The 19,591-nt window shown below is 66.1% G+C and carries 11 protein-coding genes; 3 read left to right on the forward strand and 8 right to left on the reverse strand.

Features of this window, described 5'->3' with window-relative positions; translation table 11 throughout:
- Nucleotides 1–25: 25 nt before the first annotated feature.
- Both AC3ANJ_RS14870 and AC3ANJ_RS14875 read right to left on the reverse strand, forming a co-directional pair.
- Entirely contained in the window at nt 26–1,771 is a 1,746-nt protein-coding gene (locus AC3ANJ_RS14870; protein ID WP_488316951.1) for a DUF4012 domain-containing protein, read from the reverse strand.
- Nucleotides 1,772–1,845: 74 nt separating this feature from the next.
- Nucleotides 1,846–4,002, reverse strand: coding sequence for a glycoside hydrolase 5 family protein (locus AC3ANJ_RS14875; RefSeq protein ID WP_488316952.1), 2,157 nt, complete (start codon nt 4,000–4,002; stop codon nt 1,846–1,848).
- A 123-nt stretch (nt 4,003–4,125) separates the two neighbouring features.
- On the opposite strand from AC3ANJ_RS14875, the gene AC3ANJ_RS14880 reads away from it, so the two are divergent.
- Both AC3ANJ_RS14880 and AC3ANJ_RS14885 read left to right on the forward strand, forming a co-directional pair.
- The gene (locus AC3ANJ_RS14880) at nt 4,126–5,235 is read left to right on the forward strand and encodes a glycosyltransferase (protein WP_488316953.1); all 1,110 of its coding nucleotides are present in this window, start codon (nt 4,126–4,128) and stop codon (nt 5,233–5,235) included.
- Nucleotides 5,232–6,200: a glycosyltransferase family 4 protein gene (locus tag AC3ANJ_RS14885; protein ID WP_488316954.1), complete on the forward strand. Its 969-nt coding sequence runs from the start codon at nt 5,232–5,234 to the stop codon at nt 6,198–6,200. Before AC3ANJ_RS14880 ends, AC3ANJ_RS14885 begins: the two co-directional genes overlap by 4 nt.
- A 9-nt stretch (nt 6,201–6,209) precedes the next feature.
- Here the strand turns inward: AC3ANJ_RS14885 and AC3ANJ_RS14890 are convergent, their stop codons facing one another.
- The 5 genes from AC3ANJ_RS14890 to AC3ANJ_RS14910 all read right to left on the reverse strand — a co-directional run bounded on the left by AC3ANJ_RS14890 (nt 6,210) and on the right by AC3ANJ_RS14910 (nt 12,297).
- Entirely contained in the window at nt 6,210–7,289 is a 1,080-nt protein-coding gene (locus tag AC3ANJ_RS14890) for a glycosyltransferase (RefSeq protein ID WP_488316955.1), read from the reverse strand.
- Nucleotides 7,286–8,389: a hypothetical protein gene (locus tag AC3ANJ_RS14895; protein WP_488316956.1), complete on the reverse strand. Its 1,104-nt coding sequence runs from the start codon at nt 8,387–8,389 to the stop codon at nt 7,286–7,288. Before AC3ANJ_RS14895 ends, AC3ANJ_RS14890 begins: the two co-directional genes overlap by 4 nt.
- A gap of 2 nt (nt 8,390–8,391) precedes the next feature.
- Nucleotides 8,392–10,119, reverse strand: coding sequence for an ATP-binding cassette domain-containing protein (locus AC3ANJ_RS14900; RefSeq protein ID WP_488316957.1), 1,728 nt, complete (start codon nt 10,117–10,119; stop codon nt 8,392–8,394).
- 52 nt (nt 10,120–10,171) lie between these two features.
- A complete protein-coding gene (locus AC3ANJ_RS14905) occupies nt 10,172–11,026 on the reverse strand; it encodes an ABC transporter permease (protein ID WP_488316958.1) in 855 nt (284 codons plus the stop codon).
- 104 nt (nt 11,027–11,130) lie between these two features.
- Entirely contained in the window at nt 11,131–12,297 is a 1,167-nt protein-coding gene (locus AC3ANJ_RS14910) for a nucleotide sugar dehydrogenase (protein WP_488316959.1), read from the reverse strand.
- Nucleotides 12,298–12,349: 52 nt separating this feature from the next.
- Between AC3ANJ_RS14910 and AC3ANJ_RS14915 the strand changes: the two genes are divergently transcribed.
- Nucleotides 12,350–14,686: a glycosyltransferase gene (locus AC3ANJ_RS14915; RefSeq protein WP_488316960.1), complete on the forward strand. Its 2,337-nt coding sequence runs from the start codon at nt 12,350–12,352 to the stop codon at nt 14,684–14,686.
- 54 nt (nt 14,687–14,740) lie between these two features.
- Here the strand turns inward: AC3ANJ_RS14915 and AC3ANJ_RS14920 are convergent, their stop codons facing one another.
- Entirely contained in the window at nt 14,741–19,222 is a 4,482-nt protein-coding gene (locus tag AC3ANJ_RS14920) for a glycosyltransferase family 2 protein (protein WP_488316961.1), read from the reverse strand.
- Between the last annotated feature and the right edge of the window lie 369 nt (nt 19,223–19,591).

Consider the following 19,591-nt stretch of genomic DNA (forward strand, 5'->3'; position numbering starts at 1 on the left):
CAGCGGTCTCCTTGGGAAGGCGCCCTCACCCGCAGTTGTCGGTGACGACCGGCTTCGCGCCGTTGACCATCGGGTTCGTCCGCATCTCGAGAGGGCCGTAGTCGCCGGATGCTCCGACGAACGTCGCGGTGACGTCGACCGTGTCTCCCGGATCGAACCACGCTTCGAAGGCGACGACCGGTCGTCCGAGATCATCGATGTCACGGTGCATCACCGAGACCTCGTCGCCGTTGAAGGTCGCGTCCGACAGCGTCGTACCCGGAGGGCCGTAGACGAAGATCCAATCGCGGAAGCGCGCGCCGAAGGTCATGCTCTGCACGTAGCGGGGCAGCGCCTCGGCCTGTCGCTGGGTCAGCGGCAGAGTGAGCGACCCGGTGGCGGTGAACGTCGCCGTGTCTCCTTCGCAGACGGCCGTCGCCGTGGTCGCCGTCTCGGTGAAGTAGTCGATCTTCGAACCGTTGCTGTTGTTGAAGTAGACGCCGACCGCGGTGACGTCCTTGTTGTGCGCGGGCAGGATGCCGCTCATCTTGGTTCCGTCGATCGCGTCGGCGACCTTCTTGTCATCGCCCCAGACGAGAACGCTCCCCTGCGACGCGCTCTCCGTGATCGCCCACATCATGTCCTTGATGTCGAAGTCGCCGGCGGCGATCGTGTCGAAGATGGCCGCGGCCGTGTCGGCGAAGAATCCGTCGACGAGTTCGGGCTCCTTGTAGGAGTCCCAGCGCCCGTAGACCTCGCTCAGCAGCACCGAGACGGCGTTGTCCGAGGAGAGCGTCTCACCGGACTCCAGCTCGATCGGGCCGGTCGCGACGAGGATCCGCTGCAGCGCGAGCGGGTCGATCGAGATCACGCCGGCGACCTCGTCGGGGGCGATGTCGCGCTGCCACCATGCGCGCAGGATCTGCGCCGCGGTCGGGAAATCAGGGCGGCTCGTGCTGGTGTTGATGTGATCGACGAGATAGCTCGTGTACAGCTGAATGGCGCTGTCCGGGACGGGAACGTCCACGGCGGTGCCGTTCTGGTAGCTGCCGCTGTCGCCCTGCGCACCCATCGAGATCACGCCCTTGTCGACCTTGACGAGCGTCTGCGCCGCCGCGCTGCCCCCGAGGGCGAGCGATTCGGCGTTGTTCTGGAACACGAGCAGGTAGTTGCGTTCGCCGTCCCCGCCGAGCAGCGTCGGCATCATGCTGATCATCGGAGCCGCCGCCGACATCACTTCGTCGACCTGGTCGACGCCGTCGCGCACGACGGAGATGAGGAAGGGAGACTTCGACACGGCATCCAGCCCGTCCGCGAGCTGAGTGATGTGGTCGCCCTCATCCTCGGATGCCTTGAGCAGCCGCACCGTGACCGGGTCGGTGTCGCTCTCATCGCCCATCACGGGCAGCGCCACGCCGTTGACGAGCGCGTCGAGGGACTGCGCCGCGAGGCGCACCCCCCTGAGGTTGTCGCCCACCACGGGGACCCACTCCATGAGCCACCAGACCGGGTCGGATGCCGCGGCGCCCGCACTCGCGGCATTCTCCGACAGTTCGGGGAGCGCCTTGTCGACGTCTCCCCCGTTCTGGATGTCGCTGATGAGCTCCTGGCTCTTGGTCAGCCCGTCCTTCACGGTGATGGCACGCAGTCCGACCCAGCACACCGCGAGAAGGAGCGCGATGACGACGAGCGTGATGATCAGCCAGACGCGACGCCGTCGAACGACCTTGTCCGGCTTCTTCTCGGTGCTCTGCTCGTCGCTGCGTTGCGCTCGCCTGCTCTCAGCGCTCATGGACGACTTACCTTTCGTACGGGAGGGAACCGGAGCATTCTACCGGCGACCACTCTGGGGGATGCCTGGAGGACTCAGTCCTCGGGCTTCTCCGTCGGCTTCTCGGTCGGCTTGTCCGTGGCCTTCTCGGTGGGCTCCTCCGCCTCAGCCTCCACCGGCGCCGTGATGAAGACGGGCGATGCCCCAAGCATCAGTGCGACCTCGCCGTCGACCGGCTGGACCAGTTCGGTGCGCCCCGACATGTCAGTCACCGCCAGCGGGACATCCGACGCGAAGGCGCGCTGCGTCTCGGCGCCCTTCGCCCACGCGACGCGGGTCTCGCCGGCGCCTGTTCCGAACACCGCCACCGTGCTCGTGTCGTCGGACTCCTCGATCGCGAAATCCTTGCCGTTGAGCTGCGCGATCATCAGGGCCTGCGCGAAGGCACCGGGCTTCGGTGCCAGCGCGACGACGTTCGCGCGCGGTCCGTTCTCGTAGAGGCCGAAGTTCGCCTCTCCTGCCACAGGATCGGGGGTGTCGTTGACGAGGTCGTACCAGAAGTACTTCTCGACGCCGTTCGCGAAGGCCAGGGTCTCGTTGCGCACCATCATCTGCCCCTGCTCGAGAGCGGTGACGCCGTCATGGTGCGTGGGGAAGCCCATCTCGGTGACCCACACCGGCCGCGTCTCGCCGGTGACTTCCTTCATGTCGGCGTAGGACTGCTGCACCGTGCCGGCGATCAGATCGGCGTTGCGATCGATCCAGGACTCGTAGGGGTGGTAGCTCGCCGCGTCGGTCACCGGCATCCCGCCGGCCTGCCAGAAGCCGACGAACCAGTCGCGGTCGTACAGCGCGGTCGAGCCCGTGACGATCGGGAGGTCCGGGTACGCCGGCTTGACGTGGTCCCAGGCGGACTGTGCGATCGGCATGTAGCACGCGGGCCCCTGCCCGCAGGGGACATCGGTCTCGCGGTGGTTGAACTCGTTGAGCACCTCGAGGCCGACCAGGTCGAAGCGGTCGGCGACGGCCTTCGCATAGGCGCCGTAGGCCTGGATCGACTCGTCGCCGGAGGGCGCGCGCCGGGTCCCGTAGAGCCGGTTGCCGTAGACGACGAGGCCCAGCAGCTTCACGTCGTTGGCATGCATGCGCGAGAACTCGCGCACGTAGTTCTCGTCCCAGTCGTACTGGCCGCGGGTCTTCTCGTTGCGCTCCCAGGAGATGTCGTTGCGCACCTCGGCGAAGCCGAGTGCGGCGGCAAGGGTTCCGGTGCCGGCGAAGGGCTCCTTCTCGACGTGAGAGGAGACTCCGAAGCGCGCGTCCTGTGCCAGGTGGAAGGTGCCGTTGTCGACCACGGCGACGTTCGTCTCGATCGTCCGGCCGGACGCATCGCTGATCGCAACACTGTAGTGCCCCTGCGTCACACCGGTCAGAGGCAGTGCCGCCAGAGCTCCGCTGACGCTGACCTCGCCCGTGATCGGGTCGCCACCGGAGGTGGAGGCCGCACTCCACTGCACGGGCCCTTCTGGCAGGGAGACGGCCAGCACAGCCGTCTTGTCGGTCATGATGAGCGAATCGTTGACGATTCCCGTTGGCGTCTGCACGGCCTCGAACGACCCGTTGGGGACGAATTCGTCCCCGGTGCTCGCCGTGATCGAGACGTCATCGACTCCGAGGCCGCGCACGGCACCGGAGAGCGCGATGTCGATCGACGACTCGGCCGCCTGATCGGCCGGAGTCGTGAACGGGAACTCGATCGTCTCCCAGTCCGCGTCCAACTCGGGAAGAGCGAAGCTCTGGCCGGCGACGTCCAGGCGGACGCCGGTCTCGGTCTTCTCTTCGGCCAGCACGCGCGCGGACAGGCGGAGGGTGTACTCGGTCTCGGGGGTGAGGGCGACGGGCGCGGACGCGGCGATGATGTCCGGATCGTCGGCCGGAGCATCCACCCGCAGCGAGACGGCACCGGTGGCGGCGTCGCCGACCTCCGGAAGAACCGCGGCAACCACGGTACGGTCGGCGAGCGTCCAGCCGTCGATCGATGCGCGTGCGACGTTCGTGACGGGCACCTCGGCCAGCGGCTCGGGCGGCGGGGTGGTGACGACGGGTTCGGGCGTCGGATCCGACGTCCCGGTCGCCTGAGGTTCCGGCTGCTGGGACATGATCACAGCGGCCGTCGCGATGCTTCCGCCGGCCAGGAGCACGGCCGCCGCGCTCGCGATGATGATCGTGGTCTTCTTCGTCAAGCGCAGAGCCATCGTGTCCTTTCCCCCGGGTGGTCACCTCAAACCTACCGGCATCAAGCTGACAGACCACGGAGTCGGGTGCTCTGTCGAACGTCCCTAGACTCGATGCATGCTTCTTCGTGCAAGGCCTGTGCCGTGAGCGGCGTGCTGGTGCACGAATGGCTCGCCCCGAGAGGCGGGTCAGAGAACGTCTTCGAGTCGCTGACGCGGATCTTCCCGGATGCCGCGCGCTACTGCCTCTGGAACGACAGCGACGGCCGGTTCACGGTCGACGGCGAGACGTGGCTCGCCCGCACGCCGCTGCGCGGACACAAGGCCGCAGCGCTCCCGCTGATGCCCCTCGCCTGGCGGACCCTTCCGAACGTGGATGCCGAGTGGATCCTCACCAGCTCTCACCTCTTCGCGCACCATGCTCGCTTCGGCGGCGCCGCGCGGCACGCACCCAAGCTCGTCTACGCGCACACCCCCGCCCGGTACATCTGGACACCAGAACTGGACGGCCGAGGCAATTCGCTTCCTGCGCGCGCGATCGCGGCGCCCCTGAAGCGGATCGACCGACGGCGAGCGCAGGAACCGGTCGCGATCGCCGCGAACAGCGTGTTCGTCCAGCAGCGCATCGCCGACGCATGGCGTCGCGAGAGCACGGTGATCCACCCGCCGGTCGACGTAGCCGGCTTCCTCCGCATGCCGAAGCTGGACGAGCGCGACCAGGAGACTCTGGATGGACTGCCCGATACGTTCCTTCTCGGCTTCTCGCGGTTCATCCCCTATAAGAGGCTGGATCTCGCGATCGAGGCCGGCCTCGCCGCCGATGTGCCGGTGGTGCTGGCCGGCGCCGGCCCCGATGAGGAGCGCCTGCGCGCCTTCGCCGAGGAACGCGCCCCCGGCCGGGTCCGTTTCATCCGCTCCCCCGGTCAGGAGCTGTACCGCGCGCTGCTGCAGCGCTGCCTCGCTCTGGTCTTCCCCGCGGTGGAGGATTTCGGCATCGTCCCGGTGGAGGCGATGGCGGCGGGACGCCCCGTCATCGCCAACGCACTCGGCGGCACCGCCGAAACGATCGTGCACGGCCGCACCGGTGCGCTGGTCGAGCACTGGTCGCACGATGAGCTGCGCAGGGCCGTGGAGACGGCATCCGGAGCCTCGGCCGAGGACTGCCGGACGCAGGGAATGCAGTTCTCGGAAGAGGTCTTCGCCGAGCGCGTCCGCGCGTGGGTGAACGAGTCGGTCGACGGAGCGGGCGCATGACGCGCGTCCTGGTGGATGACCGCTACCGCGGCGCGCACGGCATCGGCCGGTACGCCGCGGAGGTCCTCCCCCGGCTGACCGTGCCGTGGGAGCCCCTCGGGCTCGACGGCTCGCCGCACGGTCCGGTCGACGCGTTCCGCCCGGCGGGCAGGGCGGCCGCTGAGGATGCCGTGGTGTACTCGCCCGGCTATGGAGCGCTCGTGCGCGCCAGGCGGCAGCTGCTCACGCTGCACGACCTGATCCAGCTGCAGGCGCCAGGGCTTTCCCGCTGGAAGTTCGCGGCCTATTACGCGGGACCGGTCCGCTCTGTGGTCCGCAGGGCCGGCGTCGTGCTCACCGTGTCGGAGACCTCCGCCAGGGCGCTGCGGGCGTGGGTGAAGGACGACAGGGTGGAGATCGTCAACGCGGGAAACGGATGCTCGGAGGCCTTCCGACCCGGCCCTGATGCCCTGGATGCCTCCGATCCGTACGTCCTGTTCGTCGGCAACGGGCGTACCCACAAGAACCTCGACACGGTGCTCGATGCACTGGTCACCGCGCGCGACGTGCGCCTGGTGGCCGTCGTCCCAGAGCGCGAGATCGCCGAGCTGAGTGCTCGTGCAACGCAGCGCGGCGTGGATGCCAGGGTGCGCTGGGTGAGCGGCGTCGACGACGAGCAGCTCGCCGGGCTCTACCGCGGTGCCTCAGCGACCGTGATGCCGTCGACGCTGGAAGGGTTCGGACTGCCCGCTCTCGAGTCGATCCGGTGCGGGGTTCCTGTCGTCCACTGGGCGGGATGCGAGGCGGTCGCGGAGATCGTCGGCGAGCGCGGCTGGGCGGTCTCGTCTTCTCACGACGCGCACGAATGGGCTGATGCGCTGACCGGCGCGGTGTCTTCCGCGCGACGCGTCGATCCGCCAGAGGGGTACGACTGGGGTCGCACGGCGGCGGTCGTCTCGGAGACGATCGCGCGGATGCTCGGCTGAGGCGGGCGACTACTCGGCCCGACCTCGAACCACTCGAAGGAACTCCTCCAGCGCATCCGTCTTGCGCTCCCACGATGCGTCGGCTGCGGCCCGTTCCCCCGCCTCGTTCGGCGATGGATGCCGCAGCGCACGCTCGAGCGCAGCGTCCGCGTCGCCGGCACCGGTGTAGATCTCGATGCCCAGGTCGGAGCACTCTCGGATACCCGGCGTCTCCCGCGCGACGACACTCAGCCCGGCCGCAAGGTACTCGTACAGCTTCATCGGGCTGCGACCGGCGTTGAGCGGGTGGTCGGACAGAGGCAGCAGGCCGACCCGTGCCGTGTGCAGGAGCGCCGGGACGTCGTCATAGGGCACGGCCCCGACAAGCGAGACGTTCGAAGGCAGCGGTTGCGGCGGCCGACCATCCGGCCCGCCGATCACGAACTCGACGTCAGCGAAAGCACGCGCCCAGCCGGCGACACGCACCCAGTCGAACCGGTCGTCGAGGGCACCGACGTAGACGCACCGCGCCGCCCGCTCCCCGTCCGCATCGACCGGCGCCGAGAAGCGCGCGACGTCGGCCCCGTTGCTCAGCACCAGCGACGGCACGCCCACGACACCCAGCCCCCGCAGCACCTCGTCGGAGGTCGCGATCACGCCGTCTACGGCATCCAGAATCTGCTGCTGCAGACGATGCTTGACCCCGTCCGGGTACAGATCGGTCGGCCGATAGATCACCGTGTCCGAGAGCGACCGCACCGAGGAGTCCCACAGCAGTGGCTGGTCGATGAGCACCGCGTCGAATCCGGTGGGGATGCCGGCGCGTTCCAGCATCCGCGCCACCCTCGGTGCTCCGACGGGCGCGGGCAGCATCGTGCGCGGGACGATGTTCCGCACGCCGCTCGCGTCGCGCCGCGGGCCGCGCGGCACGGCGGCGAGATCCTGCCGGCTGACGCGTCCGGTCACCCGGTGCGCCAGCGAGATCGGAGTGCTCAGGTGCACGACATCGGCCCCGCGCTCGGCGAGCACACGGGCGTAGTGATGGCTGCCCACACGGAACGCGCCGAACGGATGGCTGTGCGAGAGGAAGAGGATACGGGCGCCGGTCATGCGCGCGTCCTGCGGACTCCGGCGCGGATCTGCTGCTGGATGCCGGTGAGCGACGCCTCCGCGGCGCGCACCCGGTCGGTGACCTCGTCGGCGCGTTCCGGCGTCGCATCGAGGGCTTCGCGCAGACGCGCCGGATCGGTCATGGTCGCGTCGAAGGAGACTCCGTCCAGCCCGATCGCCGCGAAGGCCTTCGTGATCTTGCCCGTCGGCTGCGGCACGAGCTCGATGGGAACAGCGCCGCTGAGCGCCGCGAGCACGAGCACGTGCATCCGATCGCTGATGACGAGCCGCGCTGCGTCGTAGCGCTCGCGGAGGCGCTCCTCCTGCTCGAGCGGATCCGTCTCGCCCCACGGCTCGAACGTGCCGCCGAGCATCTCGGCGAGTTCGCGGGCTCGGTCCTCGTCTTCTCTCACCTGGACGATGGTGCGGATGCTGAGGCCGGCGCGCTCCGCACTCTCGCGCACCGTGCTGACCCATTGGGCGTCCGGCAGGGGGCGCGTGCCGCGCAGGCTCACCAGCAGGTCGGTGCGCTCGTTCCAGGTGCGTCCGGGGCGGACGCCGGCGGAGAATCCGATGTCGGGCGCGAGGCGTCCCGTCCGCGCGGTCGCGAGTGTGGTCGCGTCGCGCCACAGCGTCACCTGCGATAGGCGGGCTGCCAGGCGATGGATGCTGAGGGCTGGCTGCGATGGCGCGCGGATGCCCCGTGGCGGGCGGACGACGACGCCCCTCTTGAGTCGAACGATGATCGTCTCGGCGAGGAAGATCAGTTCCCTGAGACCGTTGCCCCGGTCGAGCGGGATCTCGCCCGCTTCGAACACGAGCACAGGATGCCGCGGCGCGGTGAGGATGAACCAGAGCCAGCGCGGCACGGCCTTCTTGGAGCGAAGAACGATGGCGTCGTTCGGGAGACCGAGCTGGGTCAGCCAGACATCGGGAGCATCTCCGACGTAGGCGACGAGTTCGTCGCTCGTGCCCGACGCCCAGTCGAGTGTTTCGCGGCGGATGAGCGCATCGCCGATGTTGCCCGCGGGGCCGGTGAGAGAGACGAAGGTCGTGGTGGCGCGCGGCGCTCTGGATGAGAGTGAGTTCCGGCGGCGCATGTTCAGGGTGTGGCCGTCGGATCAGGTAGTGGGTCGACGCCGGCGTCGGCGGTGGCGGCGGCACCCGCGTCCGCGCCCGACGCATCGGCCTCAGCACCAGCACCCGAGGCATCAGCTTCTGCCCCGGCGCCTGACGCATCGGCCTCAGCGCCAGCACCTGAGGCGTCAGCTCCAGCACCGGCATCAACGCCTGCGTCCGCCTCGGCACCCGCATCAGCACCCGCGTCGGCTCCAGGCGCAGGTTCGGGCTCCTGCGGAGGCGTGTCCTCGTCGCCCGAGTTCCCGTCGCCCCTCGGCTCCTCAGGCTCCTCGGGCTCGGGCGGGAGCACCCGCGTGACCATATAGGGAGCGCTGACCCTGACGCCGTCTTCGTTCTCGGCGGTCACCGTGTACACGACCGCTTCCTGCGTGCAGTCGAAGGGAACAGCGCGGTCGGTGATGTTGTCCGGCAGTGCTGCGGCCAGTGGGAAGTCGATCGCGTCGACCTGGGTACCGCCCGAGGCGACAGCTACGCTCTTCGCGTTCTCGATGTCCCAGCTCAGCAGCACCTGCACTTCGCCTTCGTCCACCTCGCACGCGACCGTGGTGGCATTGGCGGTGAAGCTCGTGATCACCGGGTCCGCGGCGGGTGCCGACGTCTCCGCTGGCTCCGGCTCAGTTGAAGGCGTGGTGTCGGCCGGCGCACCGGCGCTCGCGAGCGTTCCGATGATCGCTCCGGCGGCGACCGCGAGGAGGATTGCGACACCCGTGAGCGCCATGAGCAGGAAGCTGCGCTTCCGCTGGCGCTGTTCGATTCGACGATGCCGCTCGCGGCGGGCGAGGGCACGGGGTGTTTCGGTGGTCTCTGACGCGATCGCCGTCGCCGGCAGGACACTTGCAGCGGGAGCGATTGGTGTCTGCTCGCCCGCCTCCGCGCGCGTTTCAAAGCCCACAGCGACTGGGGTGTTCTTCGACTGAGGCTTTGTAGCCGCGGCAGCCCCGACCGCACCGGCCCCCGGCTTCTTGGTCCAGGCGAGGTACTCCTTGATGACGTCGCCGCTGGGGCCGTCTGCGATCAGCTCGCCCTTGTGCACCCACAGCACGCGCTCGCACGTTTCCCGGAGGGAACCTGCGGAGTGACTGACGATCATCACGAGGCCCGCGCTGGCACGCAGCTCGTTGATGCGCTTCTCACTCTTGGTCCGGAAACGCCGATCTCCCACCGCGAGCGCCTCATCGACGAGCAGGATCGAGTGCGCCTTCGCCGACGCGATCGCGAACCGCAGTCGCGCTGCCATACCGGATGAATAGGTGCGCATCGGGTGATAGATGAAATCGTTGAGCTCCGCGAACTCGGCGATCTCATCGACCTGCGCCGCCGCTTCCTCTGGACTGAACCCCATCGCCAGAAGACCGAGCCGGATGTTGTTCTCGCCCGAGAGCTCCGGCACGAGGGCAGCGTTCACTCCGAGCAGAACTGGACGATCCCGGGCGAGGATATGCCCCTCGGAGGGGGGGATGAGTCCCGTCATGGCTTTGAAGAGTGTCGATTTGCCGGATCCGTTGTGCCCGACGACACCGATCGACTCGCCCTCTCGCGCCGTAAAGGACACACCACGCAGTGCAGGGATGGTCTTCAAATCCCGGCCACCCCGGATAGCACGCAGGCTGAATGACGAGTCGCTCGCGTTCACCCGTTTCCCCGACGCGTACACGCGATAGTTCACATGCACGTTGTCAGCGACGATCATCGGACGACCGACGCCGTCAATCGATTCTCGTGTCTCGCTGGGAAGAAGGAGCTCACTCACTGAGGCCGTACCTCGCCTCGGCACGCCAAAAGAAGATCAGACCGCTGACGATCATTACGAGCGCCCAGATCGGAGCCGCGATCCATGCGACCAACGGGGCCGAGTACCCATCCAGCAGCACGTCTCGAGCGAGCGAAATGAACTCGTATGTCGGAACCAGGTGCGCGATCGTGAGGAGAGTCGGGAAGTCGGCGAGAGCACCGTCGATGTTGAAGAAGATCCCACTGGCGTAGAACAGCACACGATTCATGATCGGAATCAGTTGTTGGATGTCCCGCGTGCGCACGGAAATTCGGGCGACGACGAGAGCGAGGCCGAGGTTGAACACCCCCATCACGGCGAAGATCGGGAAGATGAGCAACCACGACCAGGTGATCGGCTCGCCGAAGATGAGCAAAAGAATACCCAGCAACAGGACGACTGGGATCATCCGCATTGCCTGTTCCGCAACCACCGAGATAGGAAGCAGAATGCGGGGGAATCCGAAGCTCTGCACGAGCTTGGCATTGCCAGTGATCGATTTCGATCCCGCACCGAAGCATCCAGTGAAGAACTCGAAGACGAACACGCCGACAATGACGTATTGCACGAAGTTCGCAGGCCGAGCGGCTCCAGACAGAATGAAATGGAAGATCGTTCCGTAGATGATGGCGAGCGACAGCGGCTTCAGAACGATCCAGAGCACACCCAGCCTGTTGGGCAAGAGGCTGGCGATCATGCGGCTGCCTGCCAGCCGCAGCGCGAATGCGCGCATGCGCCAGGTCTCGGCCAGGTACGCGCCGAGCGGAGGCCGCGTCCCGAGCTCTGTCAGGCCCGCGATCGCGGGAGGCGCAGCCATCGCTCCCATTCGGAATCCTCTGTCTTTCTGCCCTGACGCACGATACGCCCGCACTCTGGCGGGCATATCGGAAGATATTACCCCACCGTGTCGAGTCACTTCCGCAGACTGATTCAGTCGCGGCCGTAGATGTCGCGGGTGTAGATCTTGTCCGCGACGTCGTCGAGCACGTCGGTGGAGCGGTTCGCGATGATGACATCCGAACGGGCCTTGAACTCGTCGAGGTCGCTGATGACCTCGGAGTGGAAGAACTCGTCCTCCTCGAGCGACGGCTCGTAGACAACGACCTCGATCCCCTTCGCCTTGATGCGCTTCATGATCCCCTGGATCGACGAGGCACGGAAGTTGTCCGACCCCGACTTCATCACAAGCCGGTAGACGCCGACGGTCTGAGGCTGTCGAGCGAGGATGTCGGAGGCGACGAAGTCCTTTCGCGTGCTGTTGGCATCGACGATGGCTGCGATGAGGTTCTGCGGCACCTCGGAGTAGTTGGCGAGCAGCTGCTTGGTGTCCTTCGGCAGGCAGTATCCGCCATATCCGAACGAGGGGTTGTTGTAGTGCGACCCGATCCGCGGGTCGAGTCCGACGCCCTCGATGATCTGTTTGGTGTCAAGCCCATGCACGGCCGCGTAGGTGTCGAGCTCGTTGAAGTACGCCACGCGCAGCGCCAGATAGGTGTTGGCGAAGAGCTTGATCGCCTCTGCCTCGGTCGCATCCGTCAGCAGCACGGGGACGTCGGTGGCGATCGCCCCCTCGAGCAGCAACTCGGCGAAACGCTGACCGACCGGGCCCCGATCGCCCACGACGATTCGCGACGGGTGCAGGTTGTCATACAGCGCGCGCCCCTCCCGCAGGAACTCCGGCGAGAAGATGATCGTCGCGCGCGGGTACTCCGCATTCATCCGGGCGGTGAATCCGACGGGCACGGTGGACTTGACCACGATCGCCGCGTCCGGATTGACCGCGAGCACCGTTTCGATCACTCCTTCGACCGACGACGTATCGAAATAGTTCGTGACCTCGTCGTAGTTCGTCGGCGTCGCGATGACAACAAACTCCGCATCGCGGTACGCCTCGTCGACATCGAGCGTCGGCGTGAGATTGAGCTCACGTGTGGTGAGGTAGTCCTCGAGCTCGATATCAGCGATCGGCGAGACCCGCTGACTGAGGAGCTCGATCTTCGAGGGGTCGATGTCGACGGCGAACACCTCGTGGTGCTGGGCGAGGATGACGGCATTGGACAGGCCGACGTATCCGGTCCCGGCGATGGCGATCTTCATTCCTCCAGCCTACTGGCGGGTCGCACGTGCCCGAGCGAGTAAAGTCAGAGCGATGACTGCGCCGCTTGTATCTATCGTGATGCCGGTTTTCAATGATGCGGCGACGATCGCGCTCGCACTCGAGAGCGCGCTCGCTCAGACGCTCCACGGCGTGGAGATCGTCTGTGTCGACGATGCGTCCACCGACGGCACCGACGCAATCATCGAGCGCTTCGTCGCGCAAGACGAGCGCGTGCGCCTCATCCGTCATGAGAAGAACGCCTCCGCGTTCCAGGCTCGTCGCACAGGTGTGCGCGCCGCACGGGCCGAACACCTGCTCTTCCTCGACGGCGACGACGAGCTGGTCCCTGCTGCCGCACAGACGGCGCTGGCACTGGCCGACTCCAGCGATGCTGACCTGGTTGGTTTCGGTGTGACCATCGTGGAAAGCGACGGTCGCACGGGCAATGCCTACGAGCGGCGTCTGCAGCCGATCCACGACGAGCTGCGCGGTGATGACGTTCTGCGTGGCCTGTTCCCCATCGACAAACCCGCTCAGGGGCAGCTGTGGAGATACCTCTTCCGCACGAGCGTGCTGAGTTCGGCGTACGCGATGCTGCCGGAAGACCTCGAGCTTCCACGCATCAACGACCTGCCGTTGATGTTCCTGGTCGCCGGACTGGCCCAGGGGTACGTCTCCACGAGCGACAAGCTCTACCGTTACCATTTCGGGCGCGGCGGCAGCGGCCACCGCGTAGACTCCCCCGCGCGCGCCGAGTTCTATGCATCAGCGATCCGATCGATCGACAGCATTCGCGGTGCTGTCGACGACCTCGCGACTGCGCATAGTGACGCCGAATTGCTCAGGGCATCATACGAGTCGACCCGGTCGTCGATCATCGGTTACGTCTGCTTCCAACTCGTCGAACGCAGCGACGCGGATTTGCTCGACATGGCGCTGGCCCATCTCATGTCTCTCGCTCCAGCGGACGACATCATCCGCGCAGCAGCACGCTTCTATCCTGTGACGCTGAAGACACTGAAGTTCCACATGCCGCGTCCGTTTCTGGGCACGAGGCCTGTGCGGAACGTTCTGCTGGCGACGTCGAATCTTCGCACCGGCGGCGTTTCGGCCGTCCTCACGTCTCAGGCTCGATACCTCACCGACGCCGGCTATCACGTGACGGTCGTCGCGCGAAGTGCGGGAAGCGAGACTCCTGCGGTTCCGGCAGGCGTCGAGTTTGTCGAGCTCACCGCTCGTGATTTGCTCGGCAGACTTGCGGAATGGCGGGCGATCTGCCGAGATCACGACATCGACGTGGTCATCGACCACCAGATCCTGTACACGCAGTACTGGCCTGAGTTCGCCCTCGCCGCCCGCGCGGAAGGCGCGTTGACGATCGGGTGGATTCACAATTTCGTCGCGCGGCCGGTGCTCGACGGCACTGATCGACTCGAACTGATTGAGGCATGCGCCAACACGCTCGCGCACATCACGGTCCTCTCCCCGCTCGACGTCGCTTATTTCCGGCTTCGCGGAATCGATCACGTCTCGTTCGCGCCGAATCCCCCGTCGCCTCTGCTGCTCGACAGCTTCTCGCACGCGCCCGAGAAGCAGCCGCCCGGCGAGAGGATCCGCCTGGTGTGGTGGGGCCGTCTGGAGCAGCGGACGAAGCAGGTGTACGAGCTGATCGAAGTCGGCGCCCAATTGCGCGCACAGGGCGCGTCATTCTCAATCACCGTGATCGGCCCCGACTGGGACGATGTCACTGCGCGGAAGTTCAACGCCCGAGCACGACAACGCGGCGTCGCTGACGCCGTCGTCGCGATCGGCCCTCTGCGCGGTGCGCGTCTCGAGGCCGAAATCGATGCCGCGGATGCCTTTGTGACGACGAGCCTGATCGAGGGATATCAGTTGACGATCGCCGAGGCTCAGGCGCGTGGTCTCCCCGTGTTCATGTATGACCTGCCCTGGCTCACTCTCGTTCAGGACAATGACGGCATTGTGTCGGTGCCGCAGGGCGACGCCAGCGGGTTGGCCCGCCAGATCATCCGCTGGACCGGTACACGGGAGACGTATCTCCAGCTCTCGCGAGCCTCGGTCATCAGCGTCAGGCGCGTGCTCGATCGCGATTACACGGGCCTGTACGTCGACCTGTTGAACGGTTCACCATCGCGGGAGCTCTCGCCATCCCCCGCGACGGACGATGCTCGGGTGCTGCTGGGACTGTTCGCCTTCTACGCCGCCCGTTCCCATTCGAGCGCTTCGGCACGCCCGTCCGCTGCGCCGGCGGAACTGGGCATTCGCCTGTGGGCCTGGGCTGCGCCGCTCGGCAGGCAGGCACTCCAGAAAGTCCCCGGGCTGCGTCCGCTGGCACACCGGGCAAAGGGCTGGTTGCGCGCCCGATAGCGACGCGCAGAAATGAATCGCCCCGGTGCATCTCTGCACCGGGGCGAAATCGTCTCAGTTCTGCTCGAACGAGGCTGTGAGCTGGGCCCGCCTCCGCGCGTACTCGCTCTGCAATTCGGCAGGGATACGGTCCTGTGCCCACGTCAGCAAATGTGCCGCGAACTTCTGCCATTCCTCACGTACATCTCTGTAGTGGTCCAGATGAGAGATGCGCGAATGCGTGTCTCTCAGCGCCTCGAGCACCGCCATGCGTCGCCCGTCGTTCACATTCGTCACCTGTTGGCGCTCCGCGAACTTCTTGTGCACGCAAACCTCAGCGTCGAAGAACTCGATCGTGCTCGCGCTCACGATACTGTGCCAGTGGAACAGGACGTCGTTGTGGACGACGGTTGCGCCGAAGAAGATGTTCGCGTCGTGCAGCAGCGTCGTGCGGATGATCCGGTTCCACGGATAATTGATCAACCTGGCTGCCAGGTTCTCCTTCTCCGGCCCGGCCTTTGCCGATTTCGCCTGCTTCCACAGATCTCGGTCGGCGTCGAACATGCCCCTAGTCCGACCCTCGTCGACGTAGTCGATCCGGTACTTCACGAAGACGAGATCGGCCGAGGTGGCATCAGCATGCCGTACAGCGGCCGCGAGCGAGCGACTGTCCACATGATCGTCCGCGTCGAGGAAATAAGTGTAGCGACCCGTGGCAAGTGGGATCACCGAGTTCCTTGCACGGCCAGCGCCGCGGTTCCCCTGGGCGAACACGTGCACGTTGGGGTGGCGCGACTCGTAGCCCTGCATGACCGCCAGCGAGTCGTCCGTGGACCCGTCATCGACGAGCAGCACGTTGAAGCTGATGCCGCGCAGGGTGAGCAGCGAATCGATGGTCCCTCCGACGAGATCGGCGTTGTTAAACACCGGAATGACGATCGTGAGGTCGACGTCCGGATACGCCGCCTGGTCTTCGGCGATCTTCGTCTTAGTGCGCGGCGAGAGCTTCACGCCGGGAGCGGCCGCGACGGACTTGCGATACACCTCGCCGAAGCCGCGCTTGACGAGCGCCGATGCGACCGGCTGGGTCTGTCGCGTTGCTGTCCAGTGGGTGCGATCGAGGTAGCCGATGAACGCCTCGAAAAGCGCCGTGCGGTTCGCGCCCTTTGCGCCGTCCAGGAAACGCATGGTCGTGTTCGCGTGATTCACGAACGCGCCGAGCTTATACGTCTGGGCGCTCATCGTCTGGCCCTCGCGCTCCATGCGGTGGAAACTCACGACGATGTCGCACAGCACCACGCGCTCGGCCCGGGACAGCACGAACCAGTGCAGCGGGTTGTCCTCGTAGAAATAGTCGCCCTCGGGATAGAGGATGTCGTGCTCCTGCAGGAACGCGCGCCGATACAGCTTGCGCCACGGGACCGGCGAGAGCCGGAACAGGTCGGGGTTGCTGGCCGCGGAAATCACTTCTCCCACAGGGAGGTCGGCCCACACCGCACGGTCGTACGACTCCGTTCCCGTGGCGTCCTCCGCCGTGAAGGTGCGGAAGTCACCAATTGCGAGGTCCGCCTTATTGCTCTGCGCGCTCGCGACGAGTAGCTCGAGCCCGTCCCGCGTGACGTGATCGTCGCTGTCCGCGAACGCGACGTAAGTGCCGATTGCGGCGCGGATTCCAACGTTGCTCGGGATCCCTGCTCCGCCGAGCGTGTTGTGGTCGAGCCCGAAGACCCGGACGCGCTTGTCCTTCTTCCAGTACTTCTCGATGATCGCGCGTCCGTTGTCTGTCGACGCGTCGTCGACGATGATCAGTTCGAGATCGGAGAAGTCCTGGTCGAGCACCGAGGTAATGGCGACCTCAAGGAAGGGCTCGACGTTGTAGACGGGCATGACCATCGACACCGTCGGCGGGCTCGTCAACCGCGATCCTGCGTGCTGAGGCCCGAACACGATCCGGTCCCTCGAGCCACCGCGCGGCGCGATCGTGCGCAGAGCCTTCCACGCGGGCTCGATGACCGCTCCCTGAGCCGCCTTCGAAACCCGCTGGCCGACAGACGCGATTCGTCCAGGAACCGGTGGCGCAATGTAAATTCGGCCACCCGACAGAACCTGTGGCTGCCAGTCGCGGGTTCCCGAGGTCGTTGCGGTTGCGTCGAGCCTAAGGGGGAACTCCACTCGCCCGAGCGGGGTCTGGAAGCTGCCGAACAGGCGCCAGCGCGAGCCAGCGAACTTCGCCAGCGTACGTCGCCAGGTCTTCTGACCTGATTCCGTCGCAGCTGTGAAGTCGCGGCGGCGGACGACACCTCCGTCGACTTCACGCAGCGCGTACACGCCCGTGAGCGGCGAAGCGTTCTTGCCGTCTATCGCGAGAACGAAGCGCCCTTGGTCGACCTTCGCCTCAGCCACCGTGGCGGCCAAGTACTTTCGGCTGAACTCGACGCTGCTCAACGCATCGTCGGCAGAGCGGTCAGGGAGCAGCCGGAGCACCTCGCCCTTCGCGACTCGAACTGCCACGTTGTCCTGGCTGTTCCACACGACGACGTCCGGCGAGATCGGGCATGCTTGCTCAACCAGGTTGCCGCCGCCAGCATCGACCTCAACGACAACTTTCCACTCACCCGCAACCAGCTCGCCGGACGGCTCGGCCGCAGCGACGAGATCTGACGAGACGACGGTCGGGGTGAACGTGACGCTCGTCTCGCCATTGATCGCCCGGACTCGTCGGATCCGCTCGGGTGACGAATCGGAGATCATCATTCGGATGCCTGAGGCGTCGAACGCCACAGCGCTGACCACAGCTACGGGCATCTCCGGGAGCGCAATCGCCCAGTCCGGCGCCTGTCCGAACCACGCGCTGACTGTTCCGATGACGTCCGAGCTTGCGATCGTGCGGCCACGTTCGTCTCCGGCGCGCGCGTCTTCGACCACGACCACACGGTCCGCAGTGATCGCTCGCTTCTCCGCCGGGTGTCCTTGTGCGGCGCCAGCATGCCGGACGATCACAGTCGTAGCATGGGCGTCAGCATCATCGGCGAGAAGCGTGACGTCGCCTCTGTTGATCAGACGCTGAAGATCAGTCGGGAATTTCGCGTTCGCTCGCGGACCGAGCATCGAGTACGACTGCACGAGAGCGACGCTCTTCCCCGCTTCACGGGCGGCACGAACCTCCGCCACGACGGCCCGCAGGAAAATGCGACGGGTCGAGAGCTCTCGCCCATCGAGCACCACGATGATGTCGAACTGAGCGTCCGAGGTGCCATTGACGGCGGCTCGCGGTCCTGAAATCTCCACACGCGGATCCAGGTCACCCGCCTCGATGAGTTTCACACGGTAACTTTCCGCCGAAAGCGCAGCCAGTTTCGCGGACGGCTGCCATACGCCGGTGCTTGGTGCGTTCGTTTCCGATTCGAGGTCGAAGACGAGCGGTGCACCGGGAACGAGCGCTTCGACCATGGTCTTGCTGGCCGTCTCGAGCCTGGTCCGGTACTCGATGTCGATGATGGGGCTGGAACCATCGAAGTAACCGACCAACTCAAGTGCCGTGCTCCGACGGAACAGGAGCGTCGAGTCGGACATGGTCAACGCGGCGCCAACGCTGGTGACGAAATCAAGACGCTCGGATACCGTAAGCCCGTGCACGGTGTTCGCGATTCGCGACGGGTTCGCCACCAGATCGTAGACCTGAGCCTCAAGCCTGTGGGGATGAGCCCACGAGGCTGCACCTTGCAATGTGAAGTAGTCACCCGTCGCGGCCTGAAGCGCTTCGTTGCGCAAGGATCGCGGGTCTGCAGACTTGACGACGGAGACAAGACGAATGCGTGCATCGGACGCGGCGAACTTCTTGAGCGCAGCACTCGGCGATGCGCCCACAAGCAGCAGTTCCCAATTCTGGTATGTCTGCGCGAGGATCGACCGCACCGAGGTGAACAGCGCTTCGTCAGCACGGTCGTAGATCACCGCGACGCTGACCAGAGCCCCATCATTAGCCTGAGTTTGGGCCGAGGCACGAAGACCGGCGAACGACGGCTCAAGGCCGTCCAGCTCAATGCTCTCGATGGCCAACCGGCGATAGGGCTCGTTCATACGTGCCAGCATCGTGTCGATCGCGCCCCCTAGCCCAGGGTGCTCCAACTGAACCGCAACCGCGTGCGTCAGCCAGGTGTCCTTCATAAACAGAGGCGAGGCCAGTCGCGCTTGATCGATCAAGCCGTTCTGGACCAGAAGCACCGCCAAGGAACTCTGGTGCCCCTTGCCCAGAGATTCCCCGTTGATGAACCTCTCGGCGATCACGCCAAGAAGAGCCTTCTCCGCCTCGCGATCGATCCCGCGTTCGTGGAGGGTCTCGACGATCGCGAACAACTTGTTGACCGAGATGGAATCAAGAGGCGATCGACGCTTGCCATCCGCGGTCGTGCCCGCGAGAGCCGCTGCGCGCAAAGATGCCCAGTCATGGCCGAAGTGCGTGGCCCTGCCGACGAGCACGTCGAGCGCCCACCGCGAGCGTGTCCGGGCCCCGAACACCTCCAGTGTCCGGTCCTCCCAGGCGTCGTTGCGCAACACGGACAGCTGCTCATGGCGCGGTGCATCACTGGCGATGAGCGAGAGAGAAGGGAGTCCAAAGGAGGCTCCGGCGCTGGATGCGGTGTCCGTCGAAGCCCAAGCCGGAACATCCGCGGCTGACGACGTCGGCTCCTCACCATTCGCGAGTCGAACCAGGAAGTCGTTAGTGTGCCAGCGCCGCGCAGTCGCAGCATCCCCCGAGCGAATCATATGCTCGATCTTACGGGTCTGGACCGACCCACCCGAACAGGTGACGTACTGTACGTTGTCCGTGCACCCATGTGAGATTGCGGGAGAATGACTGGCAACGAGACCCCCCACGACAAGCGGGATTTCGCAGAAGAGCTTGCGATCGCGCGTCGACAGCGA

This window comes from Microbacterium sp. STRO-1N, from assembly GCF_057748015.1.